The organism is Xanthomonas maliensis, assembly GCF_009192945.1.
Classification (GTDB): Bacteria; Pseudomonadota; Gammaproteobacteria; order Xanthomonadales; family Xanthomonadaceae; genus Xanthomonas; species Xanthomonas maliensis.
The window spans coordinates 17167-34647 of the sequence record NZ_NSET01000090.1; the positions used below are offsets into that span (position 1 = coordinate 17167).

General features: G+C 68.6%; 16 protein-coding genes. 8 read left to right on the forward strand and 8 right to left on the reverse strand.

All coding sequences use genetic code 11. The annotated features are described in order from the left end of the window. Positions 1-128 precede the first annotated feature (128 nt). From CKY51_RS22865 to CKY51_RS21250, 3 genes are all read right to left on the reverse strand, one after another. Complete coding sequence (locus CKY51_RS22865; RefSeq protein ID WP_022971611.1) at positions 129-257, reverse strand: hypothetical protein; 129 nt, start codon at positions 255-257, stop codon at positions 129-131. A gap of 654 nt (positions 258-911) precedes the next feature. Then, positions 912-1553 (reverse strand): response regulator transcription factor, encoded by a 642-nt coding sequence (locus tag CKY51_RS21245; protein ID WP_022971610.1) that lies wholly within the window; start codon positions 1551-1553, stop codon positions 912-914. After that, complete coding sequence (locus CKY51_RS21250; RefSeq protein ID WP_031339162.1) at positions 1550-2740, reverse strand: sensor histidine kinase; 1191 nt, start codon at positions 2738-2740, stop codon at positions 1550-1552. The genes CKY51_RS21245 and CKY51_RS21250 overlap by 4 nt, the downstream gene beginning before the upstream one ends. Positions 2741-2806: 66 nt before the next feature. Between CKY51_RS21250 and CKY51_RS21255 the strand changes: the two genes are divergently transcribed. Together CKY51_RS21255 and CKY51_RS21260 are read left to right on the forward strand one after the other, a co-directional pair. Next, positions 2807-3505, forward strand: coding sequence for a CPBP family intramembrane glutamic endopeptidase (locus tag CKY51_RS21255; protein ID WP_022971608.1), 699 nt, complete (start codon positions 2807-2809; stop codon positions 3503-3505). Positions 3506-3523: 18 nt separating this feature from the next. Then, on the forward strand, positions 3524-4099 hold the full coding sequence (locus tag CKY51_RS21260) for a methyltransferase family protein (protein ID WP_022971607.1): 576 nt from the start codon (positions 3524-3526) through the stop codon (positions 4097-4099). Positions 4100-4155: 56 nt separating this feature from the next. Here the strand turns inward: CKY51_RS21260 and CKY51_RS21265 are convergent, their stop codons facing one another. After that, a complete protein-coding gene (locus CKY51_RS21265; RefSeq protein WP_238319457.1) occupies positions 4156-5382 on the reverse strand; it encodes a serine hydrolase domain-containing protein in 1227 nt (408 codons plus the stop codon). Between the two features lie 235 nt (positions 5383-5617). Between CKY51_RS21265 and lldD the strand changes: the two genes are divergently transcribed. Then, positions 5618-6778 carry an FMN-dependent L-lactate dehydrogenase LldD gene (gene lldD / locus CKY51_RS21270; RefSeq protein ID WP_031339156.1) on the forward strand — a complete coding sequence of 387 codons (1161 nt, stop codon included), beginning with the start codon at positions 5618-5620 and terminating at the stop codon, positions 6776-6778. Positions 6779-6940: 162 nt separating this feature from the next. Here lldD and ligD read toward each other — a convergent pair whose 3' ends face one another. The 3 genes from ligD to CKY51_RS21285 are packed head-to-tail and all read right to left on the reverse strand — an operon-like array spanning position 6941 to position 11001. Further along, a complete protein-coding gene (gene ligD, locus CKY51_RS21275) occupies positions 6941-9643 on the reverse strand; it encodes a DNA ligase D (protein WP_031339155.1) in 2703 nt (900 codons plus the stop codon). A gap of 9 nt (positions 9644-9652) precedes the next feature. Further along, positions 9653-10603 carry a non-homologous end joining protein Ku gene (gene ku / locus CKY51_RS21280; RefSeq protein ID WP_022971604.1) on the reverse strand — a complete coding sequence of 317 codons (951 nt, stop codon included), beginning with the start codon at positions 10601-10603 and terminating at the stop codon, positions 9653-9655. Further along, positions 10603-11001, reverse strand: coding sequence for a hypothetical protein (locus CKY51_RS21285; protein ID WP_022971603.1), 399 nt, complete (start codon positions 10999-11001; stop codon positions 10603-10605). The genes ku and CKY51_RS21285 overlap by 1 nt, the downstream gene beginning before the upstream one ends. A gap of 148 nt (positions 11002-11149) precedes the next feature. Here CKY51_RS21285 and CKY51_RS22535 point away from each other — a divergent pair, with 148 nt between their 5' ends. Beyond that, the gene (locus tag CKY51_RS22535) at positions 11150-11326 is read left to right on the forward strand and encodes a hypothetical protein (RefSeq protein ID WP_170292360.1); all 177 of its coding nucleotides are present in this window, start codon (positions 11150-11152) and stop codon (positions 11324-11326) included. A gap of 232 nt (positions 11327-11558) precedes the next feature. On the opposite strand, the gene CKY51_RS21290 is transcribed toward CKY51_RS22535, so the two are convergent. After that, positions 11559-13682: a TonB-dependent receptor family protein gene (locus CKY51_RS21290; protein WP_022971602.1), complete on the reverse strand. Its 2124-nt coding sequence runs from the start codon at positions 13680-13682 to the stop codon at positions 11559-11561. A 158-nt stretch (positions 13683-13840) separates the two neighbouring features. On the opposite strand from CKY51_RS21290, the gene CKY51_RS21295 reads away from it, so the two are divergent. The 4 genes from CKY51_RS21295 (at position 13841) to CKY51_RS21310 (ending at position 17465) form a co-directional block, all read left to right on the forward strand. After that, a complete protein-coding gene (locus CKY51_RS21295; protein WP_022971601.1) occupies positions 13841-15043 on the forward strand; it encodes an amino acid aminotransferase in 1203 nt (400 codons plus the stop codon). Between the two features lie 196 nt (positions 15044-15239). Further along, entirely contained in the window at positions 15240-16256 is a 1017-nt protein-coding gene (locus CKY51_RS21300) for a class 1 fructose-bisphosphatase (RefSeq protein ID WP_022971600.1), read from the forward strand. A 203-nt stretch (positions 16257-16459) separates the two neighbouring features. After that, complete coding sequence (locus CKY51_RS21305; protein ID WP_022971599.1) at positions 16460-16927, forward strand: DUF4410 domain-containing protein; 468 nt, start codon at positions 16460-16462, stop codon at positions 16925-16927. A 133-nt stretch (positions 16928-17060) separates the two neighbouring features. Continuing rightward, the gene (locus tag CKY51_RS21310; protein ID WP_022971598.1) at positions 17061-17465 is read left to right on the forward strand and encodes a hypothetical protein; all 405 of its coding nucleotides are present in this window, start codon (positions 17061-17063) and stop codon (positions 17463-17465) included. The last annotated feature ends 16 nt before the right edge of the window (positions 17466-17481 follow it).

Below are 17481 nucleotides of genomic sequence, written 5' to 3' on the forward strand. Positions count from 1 at the left end.
GCGAGCGCGGCGGGCCATCCCCTGTCCACGCGTGCTGCCGGATCTGCCGACGTCCGTGGCCATGGAAGGCGCCTTCTGAGGTCTTCGGCACATTGATGCTGCCGACCACGCCGCATGCGTCGCCTGGATCAGTACATCCCCTGCGCCAATAGCGCAGCCTGGACCCAGGGATCGGGCAGATCGGCCTGGGTCGGGGCCGACCAGGCGACGGTAAAGGACAGCAGGCACAGCAGGAGCAGGCTTCGGACAAGGCGCATGACAGTTCCCCTGGAGGCCGGCGCGCGACGCGCAACCGGGCGGCACCCCTGGCCGCCCGCACAGCCTCCCGAGCACGGCGCTTGCCGACCTTCCGGCAACCTTACGGTTGCTGCTGCGCGCATTCGCCATGCGAGGATTCCCTTATCGATCAAAAGGATCCGTCATATAGACACACGCTTGGTCGGTGCGCGGCCCAGGCCATCGACGGGCATCCGCGGGCGGGATCGCCGTCGCAGCGTCGGCTGCCACGGGGGCTGATCCACTGCGGCGCACGTGTCCATGGCGGCAGCCATCGCCCGTCGGCGTGTGGACAGCGAACGCATCATCAGGGGCACCATCGTTCGGCCCGGGCGCGATGCAGTCGTCCGCCGCCGTCGCCCAGACGCGCTCACCGATGCCCGCACACCTAGCGACGTGGCTGCGGTAGACCTCGGAGCCGACTGGCCGTGACGCCGATCTCTTCGAGCTCAAACCCGCCACCGGCCCAGCGCAATAGTTCCCGCCGACGCCAGCGACGTACGGCACGCGACTGGTTGCCGCCGCACGCTTCCTTGCTCGCGCGTACCAGCTAACGCACCCGCTCCGCACCCGGCACATCCGCCATTGCCATTGCCATTGCCGCTCCGGGACCCGGGTCCCGAGTCCCGAACCCCTCAAATCACCCGCAACGTAATCGCCTTCAACACCGCGCGGGTCCGATCGCGGGTGCCGAGCTTGTCGAGGATGTTGGAGACGTAGTTCTTCACCGTGCCTTCGGCCAGGAACAGGCTGCGGGCGATCTCCTTGTTGGAGTAACCACCGGCGAGCAGGCGCAGAATCGCCACTTCGCGTTCGTTGAAGGTATCGCGCGGGGCGTCCTCGTCGCGATAGCGATAGCGCGCACGCACCGGGTCGGTGCTGACCGGCTGCAGCAGGGTCTCGCCGGCGGCCACGCGGGCGATCGCCTCGCGCAGGTCCTCCGGCGCGGCATCCTTGAGCAGGAAGCCCTGCGCGCCGGCGGCGGTCGCGCGCAGCAGCAGATCCGATTCGTCAAAGGTGGTGAGCAGCAACACCGGGGTGCCATCGCCTTGCGTGCGCAACTGCTCCAGCGCCTGGATGCCGTCCATGCCGGGCATGCGGATGTCGCTGAGCACCACGTCCACCGGCTGGGCGGCCAACCGCGCGATCAGTTCGGCGCCGTCGCTGACCTCGAACGCCACCGTGATGCCTTGCTGCTGCAGCAGGGCGCGCAGACCGGCGCGCACCAAGGCCTGGTCGTCGGCCAGGGCGACCGTCATGGAATCGCGCTGATTCATGCGGGAATCCTGGCGGTCAGGCGCAGCGCGCCATGGGGGGTGAGATCGATGTCCAGGCGGCCATGCGCGGCGGCGATGCGCTCGCGCATGCCGGACAGTCCATTGCCTTCGCGCAGGCGCGCGGTGTGCTGGCCGTTGTCCTCGATGCGCAGCAGCAGCGCCTCGCCCTCGCGCAGCAGCCGCACGTGCAGCGTATCGGCGTCGGTGTGCCGGGCGGTGTTGGTCAGGGCTTCCTGCACCACCCGCAGCAAGGTGTCGGCCAGTGCCGGATCGGTGACGGTGGCATCGGCGGCGATATCCAGCGCCAGCGTGGGCCGCGGCAGCGGCGCGGCCAGCGCCCGTAGCGCGGTGTGCAGGTCCAGCCCGCGCGTGTCGCGCAACGCCTGGACCACGCTGCGGATGTCGTCCAGCAACTCGCTGGACAGCTGCTGGGCGATGCGCACCTCGCTGCGCTCGGCCAGCGCCGGGTCGCCGGCCAGCGCGCGCAGGTTGAGCTTCATCGCGGTGAGCTTGTGCCCGGCGACGTCGTGCAGTTCGCGTGCCACCCGCAGGCGCTCGGCATCGCGCGCGCTGTCGGCGAGCAGGGCGCGGGTGGCCAGCAGATCGGCGTTGACCAGGGCCAGCGCGTCGCGCGTCCGCTCGGCGTTGCGCGCGTAGTAGGCGACCAGTGCCGAAAACGCCTGGAAGCTGGCGTAGATGGCCACGATCAGCCACGTCCGCTTGCCGCCCATCCCGTCCAGCGCCAGGTACAGGCCGACATCGATCGCCAGCGCGAAGCTCAGCACCACCGCCGGCCGCCAGCACAGGGCGGCGTGCGCCACCAGCATGACCAGCAACACCGGCGCGGTGCCGGCACGCGGCTCCAGGCAGACCAGCCACAGCGCCAGTACCGCCTGCGTGCACAGCGCCGCGTTGCGCAGGACGGGACGGACCTTGATCCAGTCATAGGCGATGAACAGCCCGGCGAAGCCGCCGAGCAGCCACCATCGCAGCGTGTGGCCATCGGTTTCGAAGCCGAACGACAGCGCCACCGCGGCCACGGTGATCAGGCCAGCGATGTTGAGCGGGTCGAAGAACTCGCGCAGGGTCGGGTGCATGGCGCGATGCTCGCCCGCCGTTGGGCATGGAGCAATGGGTTGGCGACAGGTTGTGACTTCTGGCAGGTCGTGGTCATGACCTGCGGCCATGGCCGACGGTCGATCGGCGGCGGATGCTGAGCGCGTCCTCCTGCAGACGGCTTCCGAGTACCGCATATGACCACCACCACGCGCTGCCGACCCATGCCGACCGCATCGCTGGTCGCGGTGTTGCTGGGCTTTCCGTTGGCATCCTGCCTGCTATCGCTGCTGCTGTTGCAGCGGCCTGCGCTGGAGGCGGCGCATTGGGACGCCCAGGCGCTGGTCTTTCTTGGCGCTGCCTGCTGGTACGCACTGCAGATCGCGCTGCTGCGCTTCACGCTGCGGAAAGCGGGCTGGTCCTGGCGGGATATCGGCTGGCGCTGGGGCCAACGCGGCACGGCATGGTTGATCGCGGCCTACCTGGTGGCGGCGTTGGCGCTGATCGGCGGCGTGGAATGGACGCTGGCGCACGGGCCTGCGGCCGATCCGACCCAGCTGTCGGATCTGGCGAACCTGACGCCACGCACGCTGCAGGCGCGACTGCTCTACGTGGTGATGGGCCTGCTGGGCGGTCTCTGCGAAGAGTTGGTGTACCGCGGCTTCGCGTTGCAGGGCTTGCGTCGTCGCGGGGTGTGGACCGGCGTTGCGTGCATGCTGGCGTCGCTGGCCTTCGTCGCCCAGCATGGGCTGAAGTCCGTCAGCCAGTTCGGATGGTTCTTTACCTGGGGTCTGGTGTTCTGCGCGCTGTTCTTGCTCTGCCGGCGCTTGTGGCCAGGCCTCATCCTGCACTGGTTGGTCATCCTGGCGGCGTTGCCCGCCGTTCTACCGCATTGATCGAAGGAGTCCCAGACGATGACGCTCGACCTGCCGCAACTGGTGTTCTGGATCGCCTGCGCCGCATGGTGGGCGATGGAAATGTTCATCAGCCGTCGCCGCCGCAGCCAGGATGATCCGGCGCGCGACGGCGGCACGCTGCGCCTGTTGTGGACGGTGCTGTACGCGGCAATCTTCGTGGCGGTGACCCTGAGCCTGCTGGGCATCGGCCGCTGGCCGCCCGGGTGGCGCCAGCCGCTGTTGTGGATCGGCACGGCCATGGTCGCCGGCGGGTTGGCGTTCCGGCTTTTCGCCATCGCGGTGCTGGGCCGGCAGTTCACGGTGGACGTGGGCATCCAGCCCGGCCATACGCTGATCACGGCCGGCCCTTACCGCTGGCTGCGCCATCCGTCCTACACCGGCGCGTTGGCATGCTTCTACGGCCTGGGTGTGGGGTTGGGCAGCTGGGCCTCGCTGGTGGTGATCGCAGTGGCGGTCACGGCGGCGTTCGCCCGCCGCATGCAGGTGGAGGAAGCCGTGCTGGCGCAGGCCTTCGGGACTGCCTGGGAAGCGCATGCGCGGCGGACGTGGAAAGTGCTGCCGCGGGTGTGGTGAGGGGTCGGCCGGGGCTGAAGGCAAGGCGGCATCGACGTGCAGCCGCCGCGAGCCACTCAACGCGCGGCGGGCACGGCGGCGCCGGCCTGTTGGCGCAGCTGCAAGGCGTAGCGCCACAGGTCGTCGAACAGCTGGGCATTGACCCGGGCATCGCTGCTGTCCAGCGAGGTATTGCTGAGCAGCACGACCGCATCGCGGTGCGATAAATCCGACAGCATCTCGGCATGGACGCCCGGATCCGAGCCGCCATGCCCGACGCGGGTGACGTTGTACTTGCTGGCCCAGAAGATGCCGGAGTTCTTCTCGTCCAGGGCGACCTTGTCGGGCTTGTTGGCGGCGGTGTACTGGAACTGCAGCATCTGCGCGGTGGTCTCCGGCGCAAGGATGCGCGCGCCCTGGTAGTGGCCGCCGTCGAGCAGGGCGATGAAGAACCGCGATAAGTCATTGACGCTGGTGTGCAGCCCGCCATCGGGATAGGTGGTCAACGCGTACGGCGGGATCGGCACGCTGACGCCCATCTGGTTCACATAGAGCGTGGCGTGCACCTGCGGTGGCAAGTCTGCGCGATGCCAGGCGGTGCGCTGCATGCCCAGCGGCGCGAAGATGCGCGCCTGCGTATAGCGTTCCAGCGACTGGCCGACGGCCCGCGCAACGATGTAGCCGACCAGGCCGGCGCCGATGTTGGAGTATTCGCGGTGACTGCCGGGTGCGACCGGCAGATAGTTCTGCGCTCGGTAGTCGCGCCCGCCCGGGGCCAGGTAGCCGCGCAGGAACACCGCCAACGGCGCGACCGGCTGCCCCTGCCAGCGGTAACTGTCGCGATAGACCTCCCAACGGTCGGTCAGGCTGGAGGTATGGGTCGCCAGTTGCCGCAAGGTGATCGGCACCTGCGGGTACTGCGGGTTGCGCACCGGAAACGGCAGATAGGCATTGATATCGGCATCCAGCGACAGCCGCCCGTCCTGCACCGCCTGCATCAGCGCCACGCCGGTCACGGTCTTGCTGATCGAGCCGATGTTCATCACCGTGTCCGGGGTGAAGGCGATCGCGCGCTCGCGGTCGGCAAAGCCGAAGCCACCGGTCCAGACCAGCTGGCGGTCGCGAATGATCGCCGCACTCATGCCGACGATGCCGGCATCGTCCATGCGCCGCTGGAGCTGCTGGAGGATCTCCTCCGCTGCCGGCGATGCGGCCGGCTCGTTCGCGGCCGCCTGTGCACTCCACAGCAGTCCGATCACCGCTGCCACCCCAACCGACCACCCTGCCCTGAGACCTGCCCGCATGGCGACTCCTCTGCGTGTGCGACCGGTCGCTCCCGGCGCGACCATAAGACCAGTGTTGCAGCTCGCTGTGACCACGGCCACCGCGCTGCGACCAATCGCGCTCTGCGCCGACCAAGCGCGCCATGATCGCGACCGGACCGGCCGCGCGCCGCCGCGACTGGTCGACGGTCGCGTCCCCTCGCCTGCGGCGATCGCCTTACACTCAGCCCCGCCCCTGCCACTGCCGTTCGTGTCGATGATCATTTCCGCCGCTTCCGATTACCGTGCCGCCGCGCAATCGCGCCTGCCGCCGTTCCTGTTTCACTACATCGACGGCGGTGCCTATGCCGAGCACACCTTGCGGCGTAACGTCGCCGACCTGGCCGACATCGCGCTGCGCCAGCGCGTGCTGCGCAATATGTCCGACCTGCAGCTGGGCACCACACTGTTCGGCGAGTCGCTGGCGATGCCGGTGGTGCTGGCGCCGGTCGGCCTGACCGGCATGTACGCGCGTCGTGGCGAGGTGCAGGCGGCGCGGGCGGCGGCGGCACGCGGCATTCCGTTCACCCTGTCCACGGTGTCGGTGTGCCCGATCGAGGAAGTGGCGCCGGCCATCGACCGGCCGATGTGGTTCCAGCTGTACGTGCTGAAGGATCGCGGCTTCATGCGCAATGCGCTCGAACGCGCCAAGGCCGCCGGCGTCACCACCCTGGTCTTCACCGTGGACATGCCGACCCCGGGCGCGCGCTACCGCGACGCGCATTCGGGCATGAGCGGCCCCCATGCATCGCTGCGGCGCATGTGGCAGGCGATGACCCATCCGCGCTGGGCCTGGGATGTGGGCCTGCTCGGCAAGCCGCACGATCTGGGCAATATCTCCAGCTACCGCGGCAGCCCGACCGGCCTGCAGGACTACATCGGCTGGCTGGGCGCCAACTTCGACCCGTCGATCTCCTGGAAGGACCTGGAATGGATCCGCGAGTTCTGGAACGGGCCGATGGTGATCAAGGGCATCCTCGACCCGGACGATGCACGCGATGCGGTGCGCTTCGGCGCCGACGGCATCGTGGTGTCCAACCACGGTGGGCGCCAGCTCGATGGCGTGCTGTCCAGCGCGCGCGCGCTGCCGGCCATCGCCGACGCGGTGCACGGCGAACTGAAGATCCTGGCCGACTCGGGCGTGCGTAGCGGCCTGGATGTGGTGCGCATGCTGGCGCTGGGCGCCGATGCGGTGCTGTTGGGGCGCGCCTTCGTCTACGCCCTGGCCGCCGGCGGCCAGGCCGGGGTGGAACATCTGCTGACGCTGATCGAAAAGGAGATGCGGGTGGCGATGACGCTGACCGGCAGCCACTCGGTGGCCGAACTCAATGGCGATGCCTTGAGCCGGGTCACTCGCGAGGCCAGCGTCTCGCCCTAGCAGCCGATGGCCTTCGGGTGTGTCGCGGTGGATGGTAGAGCGCCATCGGGCAAGCGGGTGCCGGCAACCCGCTGGGGCGCGCACGGCATGGCAGCGCGCGACTGGCCATCAAATCGGATCCAGTGCGTCGCCTAGCGCCGCACGACGCCTGCCAGACACACGCTAGATCACAGGGGGCAGCCGTTGCTGCAGGGCCAGCACCTCCGCCCAGGGATCGCGTCGTTGCCGCTTGGCGCGTTGCAGCGCCTTGTCCAGCGGAAACGCCTCCGGGCCGCCGAGACGCCCCAGTTCCTCCCAGCGCAACGGCACCGCCACGGTAGCGCGTTCGCGTGCGCGCAGCGACCACGAACACACGCTGGTATTGCCGCGCCCATTGCGTAGCCAGTCGACGAAGATCACGCCCTGCCGCTTGGCTTTGCGCATCGTCGCCACGTAGCGATCCGGTGCCTGCGTCGCCAGTGCCTGCGCGAACGCTTCGCAGAAGGCGCGCGCCTGCTCCCAATCGGCCTCCGGCACGATCGGCACCACCACATGCAGGCCCTTGCCACCGGACAGCCGCACGGCGCTCTCCAATCCCACCGCGCGCAGCTTGCTGCGGATCTCGCGCGCCGCTGCCACCACCGCGTTCCAGGTCACGCCCTCGCCCGGATCCAGGTCGAACACCAGCCGGTCCGGGTGCTCCGGGTCGTCGACGCGCGCGCCCCAGGGATGCAGCTCGAGGGTGTTCATCTGTACCAGTTCCAGCAGCCCGGCGACATCCTCGACATAGAGGTAATCCTCAGTGCCGCTCTTCTGGCGCAAGGGTAGCGACTTGACGTGCGCGCCCAGCTGGCGCCCCTGGTGTTTCTGAAAGAAACACGCGCCGGCAACGCCATCGGGGCAACGCAGCAAGGACAGCGGACGGTGGGCGAGCTCGGGCAACAGCAGCGGCGCCACCGCGCGGTAGTAGGCCGCCACGTCGCCCTTGTGGATGCCCACCGCGGGAAAGACCACGCGCTCGGGATGGGTCATGGTCACGCCGTCGTCGGAGAGCGAGACTGCGCCGACAGTCTCGCGCACCCGCTTGGGCGAGGCGGTTCCTGCAGCGGTCTTGGTCGCGCTGGAGGCACGCCCGCGTGCTGCCACGGCGGGCGCATGCTGACGCACTGCGGTCTGATCAGTGGACACCGTCCCCCGCGTCGAGGCAGACGGCGTTGCGGCCCTGCCGCGGCGCACGCCTACCGCCGACCGACGATCCGCGGCAGTGCGGTCGCCGCCGACCTCGTCGAGCGACTTGTCCTCGCGCAGCCGTTTGAACGCGGCCTGCCGCAACAAGCCCTGCTTGGCCCAGCCGCGGAAGGCGACCTCGGCGATCAGCACCGGCCGCACCCACTGCACATCGCGTGGGCGACCGGGGAGATGCGCGGGCAGTGAGACGGTGGCGGTGTCCTGGTGCAAAGCCCGCAACCGGGCGGTGAGCGCTGTCAGCAGGGGCGCATCGAAACCGGTGCCGACGCGGCCGACATAGCGCAGGCCGCCCGCCTGCGGCTGCGCCAACAACAGCGCACCAAAGCCGCTGCGCATCCCCTGGGGCGCGGTATAGCCGACCACCACGAACTCGTCGCTGTCGGCGTGCTTGGTCTTGATCCAGTCCGCACTGCGGCCGCCGTGGTAAGGCGCATCGGCGCGCTTGCTGACGATACCTTCCCAGCCCTTGTCGGCGCTGGCGGCGAACACCTCCGGGCCGCGCCCGATGACGTGGTCGCTGTAGGCCAGCGTGCCCGGCGTCTGCCCGAGCAAGGCGCGCAACAGCTGCTTGCGCTCCAGCAGCGGGGTGGCGCGCAGATCCACGCCCGCCACGCCGAGCAGATCGAATACCAGATAGCGCAGCGGCTGGCGCGCACTGCCGTCGAGGGCGCGTTGCAGCGCCGAGAAGTCGCTGCGCCCTTGCGCATCGAGCACCACCAGCTCGCCGTCCAGGCGCGCATCGTGCACCGGCAAGGCCTGCAGCGCGCGCACCACCTCCGGGAAGCGCGCACTCCAGGCCTGGTCGTTGCGCGAGCGCAGCTCGGCCTGGCCGCCGACCAGATCGGCCAGCAGGCGATAGCCGTCCCATTTGATCTCGTGCAGCCACTGTGCGCCGTCCGGCGCCTGCGGGCGCAGCAAGGTCAGCTGGGCCCGCAGGCCAGTGGGGCACGACGTCGGCCGTGCGCCCGGCAGGGCAAGCGCACGCTTGCGCCACTGTGCCTGGGTCGTATCGCCGCGACTGGCCGTGGGCGCCTTGGACGCCGACGCGCGCGTCTTGCCTCGCGCGCTGGAAGCGCGGTTCCGCCCGGTGGCCTGCACCGGCGTCGTGCCGGTGGCTTCGCTATCGGCCTCCACCAGCGCGTTGGCATCGAGATCGGCGGCATGCGCATCGTCGCGCTTGATCAGCAGCCACTGCGGTTGGCGCCCGCGCAGGCGCGTGCGGATCAGCGCAAAGCCACCCCGCAGCCGTTGCCCCTGCAGTTCGAATTCCAGCTTTCCGGCCGCCAGCGCCTGCAGCGGATCGCCGCTGCAATGCCAGCTGCCGTGGTCGAAGATCCGCACGTGGCCGCCGCCATATTGACCGGCCGGGATTTCGCCCTCGAAGCCGGCGTAGGACAGCGGGTGATCCTCCACCTGCACGGCCAGACGTTTTTCACCGGCACGCAGCGAGGGACCCTTGGGCACTGCCCAGCTCTTGAGCACGCCATCGGCTTCGAGCCGGACGTCGTAGTGACGCGTACTGGCGTGATGCAGCTGCACCACGAAGATCGGCCGCCGCCGCTTGGCGGACGGCGCATCGGCGGCCGGCTCCGGGGTCAGCTCGAAGCGCCGCTTGCGGGCGTAGTCGCGCAGCGACATCGGCGTGCCCTAACCGGCCTTGCGCCGCGGCGCGGCCTTCTTGGTGGGCTTGCCGGTGGCCTTGCGCGCGGTCGTCCTGGCGGCTTTCTTCTTCGCCGTCTTCTTGCTGCTGGCCTTCTTGGCTGGCGCAGCCGTCGCACTGGGCTTCTTGGCCGGCGTGCGCGTATTGGCCTGCAGGCTCTTCTGCAGCAACGCCATGAAGTCGACCACGTTGGTGCTGGCGTCTTCGTGCTGGGCCGGCTCGTCGTCGACCTCGGTGGTGCCGGTCTTGGCCTGCACCCGCTTGCGCAGGATCTGTTCGAGTTTGCTGCGAAACTCGTCGTGGTAGTCCTGCGGATTCCAGGTGCCGGACATCGATTCGATCAGTTGCTTGGCCATCTGCTGTTCCTTGGCCGAGATGCGGTACTCGCCCACCGCGCCGGCCGGCAGCTTGTAATCCTGCGGGTCCACCAGTTCCTGTTGGTAGCGCAGCAAGAGCAGAACCAGCGCATCGCCCTGCGGCATCACCGCCGCCAGGTATTCGCGGGTGCGGATCACCACCTTGGCAATGCCGACCTTGCCGGTGTCGCGCAGGGTTTCGCGCAGCAGCACATAGCCTTTTTCGGCTTTCTTGCCCGGCACCAGGATGTAGGGCTTCTCGAAATAACGTGGATCGATGTCGGCCGCATCGACGAAGGTTTCGACCTCCACTGTTTCATGGCTTTCCGGCGCGGCCTGGCGGATGTCCTGTTCCTCCACCACCACGTAGCTGCCCTTGTCGTATTCGAAGGCCTTGATGATCTCTTTCCACGGAACTTCCTCGCCGGTGTCGGCGTTGACGCGCTCGAAGCGGATCGGCTTCTTGTCGCGCGAATCGAGCATGCGGAAATGCAGGTCCACCTTGCGCTCGCCGGACATCAGCGACACCGGTACGTTGAGCAGGCCGAAGGACAGCGTGCCGCTCCAGATCGGTCGCGCCATCAGTGCGCCACTCCGTGCACCGCGGCGATCGGAATATGGTCAAGCGCGAGCCAGGCATCTTCGACCACGCCTCGCACATGCGGCCAGTCCAGACGCGAACTGCCGCGCATGCACTCCCACTGCGCGGCCAATTCCTGCTCGCATTGCGCATCGGCGCCACGGGGCCAATCGGCCGCATGGGTGAGGCGGGCGAACGCATAGGCCGGCGAAAGGTCGCGCCAGGTCGGCCCGCCACGGCGGCGGCGGCGCTGATAGTCGGCAACGCTGTAACACTGGAAGTCCTGCGGGACGCCTGCTGCATCCGACGGCCCCCTCCGCCGCCGTCTGGGCGGGGCGGTCATCTCATCGGGTGGCAGGCTGAACAGGCGGCGGTCGGGGCGGCGGTCCGAGGGGCGCATGGCGCGACTCCAGGCGGCGGCAATGGCGGGGGAGCACAGCAGTAGCGCGCCACTCGTGAGTCATGCGTGAGCGCGGCCACGGCCGCGCTGCCATCGCCTTCACCGCGGCCGCGTTGAACTGACCATTCACCCCGCACTGGAGCCCTCCATGTCCCGTGATCCCCTGCGCGAACAGCCGCCGCAACCAGGCGAGCAGCGCGGCAAGCGCGATGCCGAGCACTATGAAGACCGCGGCGCCGGCGACACACCCGGCCGTCGCATTCCTGCCGACGATCAAACCCCGGCCAAGAAACCCGGCACGGCGCCAGCGGGCGATCGCCACTGATCGTCGCCACTGATCGTCGTCGCTGCACGTAAGCGTTGTCGCCGATAAGCGTTGTCGCCGAAGTGCCGCGGCGACAACGCCATCTCCGCAGCGCTGTCGATTTGTCCACCTCGCCTGTTGCGACCGCAGTACCGTCACCCTGCGACCGGCATCACCCGCCGACCGGGCACCGCCTCTCAGGTCGATCGGAGCGCACCCCACGGGCGCACTCTGGCGTTTCCTGCCGCGATGCTCAGCCGCCGATATCCCATTGCAGGCCGACCGTATAGGTGCGGTCCGGGCCAGGTTCGTAGTAACGCCCATTGCCGTCGTTGACGATCACCGAGCCGATGTAGCGACGATCCAGCGCGTTATCGATGCGCACGAAGGTGCGTAGCGCGCCGTGCGCCGCCGACCAGCGGCGCGAGGCCTCCAGGTTGACCAGCGCATAGCCGGGCGCGCGCTCGCTGGCGAGGTCGTTGACCACGGTGGCAGCAGACGCCACCGACTCGGCGGCGAACTGCCATTGCCGCGGCTGCCACTGCCAGCGCGCGAACAGTTGTTGCCGCGGCACGCCGGGCAACGGCGTGCCGCTGGCCACGACCGCAGTCGGGGTGGCGCAGCCGCTGCTGGCGCAGGTCAGATAGCCATCGCGCACGCTGGCATCGACGAAGGTGTAGGCCAGCTGCAGCTGCTGGCGCTGGCCGAGCGGCTGCAGCCAGCTCAGTTCCGCGCCCTGGCGACGCGTGGCGCCGATATTGCGGTAGGTGCTGCGCCCGTTGGTATTGCTGGCCACCGCCAGTTCGTCGTCGGTATCGGCGCGGAACACCGCCAGCTCCAGCGCCGCGCCGCTTTGCGCGCGCCACTTGCTGCCGATTTCCACATTGCGGCTGCCCGCCGCGCCCAGATCCAGCGCCAGGCCGGCGCCGCCGTCGCTGCGATAGCCCAGTTCGTTGAAGGTCGGGGTCTCGAAGCCGCGCCCGAACGAGGCATACAGACGCAGGTTCTCGCTGGCCCGGAACACCACCCCGGCCACCGGCGTGGTGGCCGCGTAGTCGCGCCGTCCGCTGTCGTCGGGATTGCGCCCCACGATGTAGGCGTCGTCGGAGGCGAAGCGCACCGTGCTGTGGCGCGCGCCGACCAGCGCCGACCAGCGATCGCTCCATTGCCACCACAGCTGTGCGAACTGGTCGATGTTCTCGACCCGGTCGCGCTGGTCGCGCCGCGGCGCGCCCTTGACCCCGAGCGTGTCGCCGACGAAATTCTCATAGCCGGTGCGGTGTTGACGTTGGCGATCGACATTGGCACCGACGGTGAGCTGCAAGGGCCGGCCCCAGGCCTGTCCCTGCCAGGCCCAGCGCGCGTCGGCGCCGTCGTAATGACCGTCCAGATCGATCACCCCGCCGGCATGGAGTGGATTGCGCTGCACCGCCACCGGGATGGACAGGAACTGCTCCACCCAGCGCTGGCCGCCATACGCCATCAGCCGCAGGGTCTGCTGGTCGAACTGCTGGGTGAAGATCGCCCCGGCCTGCGCTTGCCGCACCGATTTGCGGGTATCGAACTGGGTAGCCACTGCGGCGACCTGGCGCGGGTCGGCCGCGAACTGCGCGCGGGTCAGGCCCAGCGGGTCCTGCGCATCCGGCGCGTCCAGATAGTTGAGCACCAGCTCCAACCGCCGGTCCGGCGCCAGGTCGACGCCGAGCTTGGCATTGACCGAGTCGCGCTTGGCGCGGCTATGGTCGCGAAAGCCATCGGTCTGGAAGTGGTTGGCAGCCAGGTTGTAGTGCACCGGGCCCTGCTGCCCCAGCAGCTGGGCGCCGCTGTTGACGGTGGCATTGCTGCCGTAGGTGGCGCGCAGCCGCCAGGGATCGTCCGGCTGGCCATCGGCGCTCCACAGCTGCAGCACGCCGCCGGAGGAGTTGCCGTAGAGCGCCGAGAATGGTCCCCGCAGCACCTCCACCCGCTCGGCGCCGAGCACGTTGAAATGCGACAGCTGGCCCTGGCCATCGGGCATGGTGGCCGGGATGCCATCGACCAGCAGCCGCACGCCGCGCACGCCGAAGGTAGAGCGCGCACCGAACCCGCGGATCGACAGCTGGGTGTCCTGGGCATAGTTCTGGCGATCGCGCGCCACCAGCCCGGGGACGCCGTCCAGCAGCTCGGACAACTGGGCGCCACGGCGGTTGTTGGCATCGACTCCAACGGCGGTAATGGAGGCCGGCAGGTCGAAGTCGTCCACGCCATGCACCCGTGCCGCTTCTACCTGCACGGTGGCCAGTTGCTGGGGAGGCGTGGCCTGCTGGGCGGCGGCGGGAGCGGCAGCCAGGGCCGTCAGCAAGCTGCAGGCCGCGGCGAGGAGAGTGAGTCTGGGCATGCCGCCTAGTGTCCTCCATCCATACGCGCACCGCACCCCCGCGTACGGAAAGAAGCGTGCTACCCGGCGGCTTGGCCCTGTTAGGATGGGGCGGTTTGGCCGTCCTGCGACCGAACACCGGCAACACCCCCACCTTCCGTCTTCCAGCGAGTCATGCCGTGTCCTTCTTTGCAAACGTAGAACAGGTCCCAGGCGATCCGATCCTGGGCCTGACCGAGGCCTACAACGCCGACAGCCGCCCCAACAAGGTCAACCTGGGTGTGGGCATCTATTACGACGAAAACGGGCGCATCCCGCTGCTGCGCGCGGTGCAGAAGATCGAGCAGCAGCTCGCCCAGGACGCCAAACCGCGCGGCTATCTGCCGATCGATGGCTTGGCCGCCTACGACAAGGCGACCCAGGAACTGCTGTTCGGCGCCGATTCGGCGCTGCTGGCGGCCGGTCGCGTGGCCACCTCGCAGACCATCGGCGGCAGTGGTGCACTGCGCGTCGGCGCGGACCTGCTCAAGAAGCTGCTGCCCACCGCCACCATCGCCATCAGCAACCCGAGCTGGGAAAACCATCGCGCGGTGTTCGGCGCGGCCGGCTTCGAGGTGGTGGACTACACCTATTTCGATGCCGTCAGCCACGGCCTGAACTTCGACGGCATGCTCGCCGATCTGGCCAAGCTGGAGCCGGGCACCGTGGTGCTGCTGCATGCCTGTTGCCACAACCCCACCGGCGCAGACCTGAGCAAGGACCAATGGAAGCAGGTTGCTGGCCTGTTGAAGGAACGCCAGCTGTTCCCGTTCGTCGACATCGCCTACCAGGGCTTCGACCAGGGCATCGAGGCCGACGCCTACGCGGTGCGCCTGCTGGCCGCCGAAGGCATCGACAGCTACGTGGTCGCCAGCTCCTACTCCAAGTCGTTCTCGCTGTATGGCGAGCGCGTGGGCGCGCTATCGGTGGTGTCGGCCACCGCGGCCGAAGCCAAGGCCGTGCAGTCGCAGGTCAAGCGCATCATCCGCACGATCTACTCCAGCCCGTCCACCCACGGTGCCGCGCTGGTCGCCGGCGTGCTGACCAGCGCCGAACTGCGCGATGTCTGGGAGCAGGAGCTGACCGAGATGCGCGAGCGCATCCACGCGCTGCGCGCGGGCCTGGTCGCCAAGCTGGCGACCCTGGGCGCGCCGGAGTTCGACTTCATCCAGCGCCAGGCCGGCATGTTCTCGTACTCGGGCCTGACCCGCACGCAGGTGGATCGTCTGCGCGAGGAGTTCGCCATCTATGCCGTCGGCACCGGCCGCATCTGCGTGGCCGCGCTGAGCCAGCGCAACCTGGACTACGTGGCCCAGGCCGTGGCGACGGTCAGCCGGATGTGATGCAACGCGCTCCCTTCCCCCGCCCGCGGGGGAAGGTGCCCGCAGGGCGGATGGGGGTGCACACTCTCCCGCCCTCCACAGCTTCCATTCGCGCCTAGCCGATCATTCGCGCGGCCAACCGCGCATCCGATGATCGAAATCTAACGGCACACTCGCGACAATGGCGCCCCCCCTCTCCACATAGGCTGCCTGCTCCATGTCGCGTCCCTCGCTGACCCGCTTCCTGATCGAAGAACAACACGCCGGTCGCATCGACCCGGAACTGCGCCAGCTGATCACCATCGTCTCGCGGGCCTGCAAGCGCATCTCCATTGCCGTCAGCAAGGGCGCGCTGGGGGGCGTGCTCGGCGATGCCGGTACCGGCAACGTGCAGGGCGAGGCGCAAAAGAAACTGGACGTGCTGAGTAACGACATCCTGCTGGAAGCCAATGCCTGGGGCGGTCATCTGGCTGCCTGCGCATCGGAAGAAATGGATCACAGCCAGCCGGTGCCGGACCAATATCCCAGCGGCGATTTCCTGCTGCTGTTCGATCCCTTGGACGGCAGCTCCAACATCGACGTCAACGTCTCGGTCGGCACCATCTTCTCGGTGCTGCGCGCACCCAAGGGCACCGAGAAGCCTGGCGATGAGCATTTCCTGCAGCCGGGCACCCAGCAGGTGGCGGCCGGCTACTGCATCTACGGACCCAGCACGATGCTGGTGCTCACTCTGGGCCATGGCACCCACGCCTTCACCCTGGAGCGCGAAGAAGGCAGCTTCCTGCTGACCCAGCGCGACATGCGGGTGCCCGAAGACACCGCCGAATTCGCCATCAACATGTCCAACCAGCGTCACTGGGAACCGGCGATGCAGGCCTACGTGGGCGACCTGCTGGCAGGCAAGGACGGCGCACGCGGCAAAGATTTCAACATGCGCTGGATCGCCAGCATGGTGGCCGACGTGCATCGCATCCTGACCCGTGGCGGCATCTTCATCTACCCGTGGGACAAGAAGGACGCCAGCAAGCCCGGCAAGCTGCGCCTGATGTACGAAGCCAACCCGATGAGCATGCTGATCGAACAGGCCGGCGGCGCGGCGACCACCGGCCGTGTGCGCATCCTCGACATCCAGCCCACCCAGCTGCATCAGCGCGTGCCGGTCTTCCTCGGCTCCAAGAACGAGGTCACCGAAGCCACCCGCTACCATCTGCAGCACGACACGGCACAGGGCTGAGAGCGATCCGGCGCCGGCCGGCGCGCGGTGGCAGGTGACTCCTCGCCTGCCACTGCGTGCCTGGCCACCACCGTGCAGGCGGTGGCCCAGTGGGATTGATCACCCTCCGCGGCGGCGACCGATCGCCGCCGGCCTGGCAGTGTCTGCTAGGCTAGCCCGGCCGACCATGACGGTCGGTATGAATGGATTCCTCAGGGGGAACAATGAAGATCACCATGCGTGCGCTCGCCATCGCGAGCCTGTTGTTGCTGTGTGCCTGCTCGACCAACAGCGTCGTGCGTCAGAGCTACAAGGCCGATGCCGGCACGACCTATGTCTATACGCTCCACGGCAACGCCGATACCGATGCCGACAGCCTGGCGACGTTCCGCCAACAGCTCGACGCCAAGCTGAAGGCCGCGCAGCTGCTGGGCACGGCCGGGGCGCCGGGTGCGCGCACGCTGGACATCACGGTGACGCATTACTACATGCGCAGCAATGGCGCGCGCTTCTGGGCCGGCGTCATGGCCGGGCGCGACAAGATGGCGACCTCCATCGCGGTCAAGCAGGGCGACGCCACGCTGGCTGCGTTCGATGTCGAGTCGACCAATGCCACCTCGTTCGGCAGCTCGGGGGGATTGATGGAAACCCATGCCGAGGAAATCGTGCAGCGTTTGCTGCAGATGCGCTGAGCGCATCGGTCGCGCCAGCCATCTGGCGCGACGGCAGAGATCGGATACGCACACAAAACCATCGCATCGTCGTCGCCCTACGCCCGCTGGCGGAGCTGCGACCGGGTCAGCCACTCTCTTCAGGAACGCTTTCATGGATGTCAGCCAACTCACCTTTTCCCGCGACCACGCCGCGCATGCCCGCGCCCGCGATGCCGGTACCGGCCTGCGCCTGATCCTGCTGGCCTGCGCCGCCAGTGCGATCGCCTTCATCTTGCTGTTGCTACCAGCTGGCGGCCACGGACCGTCAACAGCCGTGGCAGCGCTCTGCGTCGCGCTGGGCCTGGCTGCCGCCGGGTGCGGCGCCTACGGCAGCTATCTGACTGCCACGGCGGTGGGCTGGGCATCCTGGATCACCGCCGCGGTGGTGCTCGGCGCCTTGCTTCCGTATCTCAAGCTGGTGTTTTTCGCGGTCCTCGCGGTGCAGGCACTGACCCGGATCCGTGCTGCCGGCTACGCGTTCTCGCTATGGGGCCCGTTACGGCGGACAGCAGGCTGATGCAGCGGTTATCGCC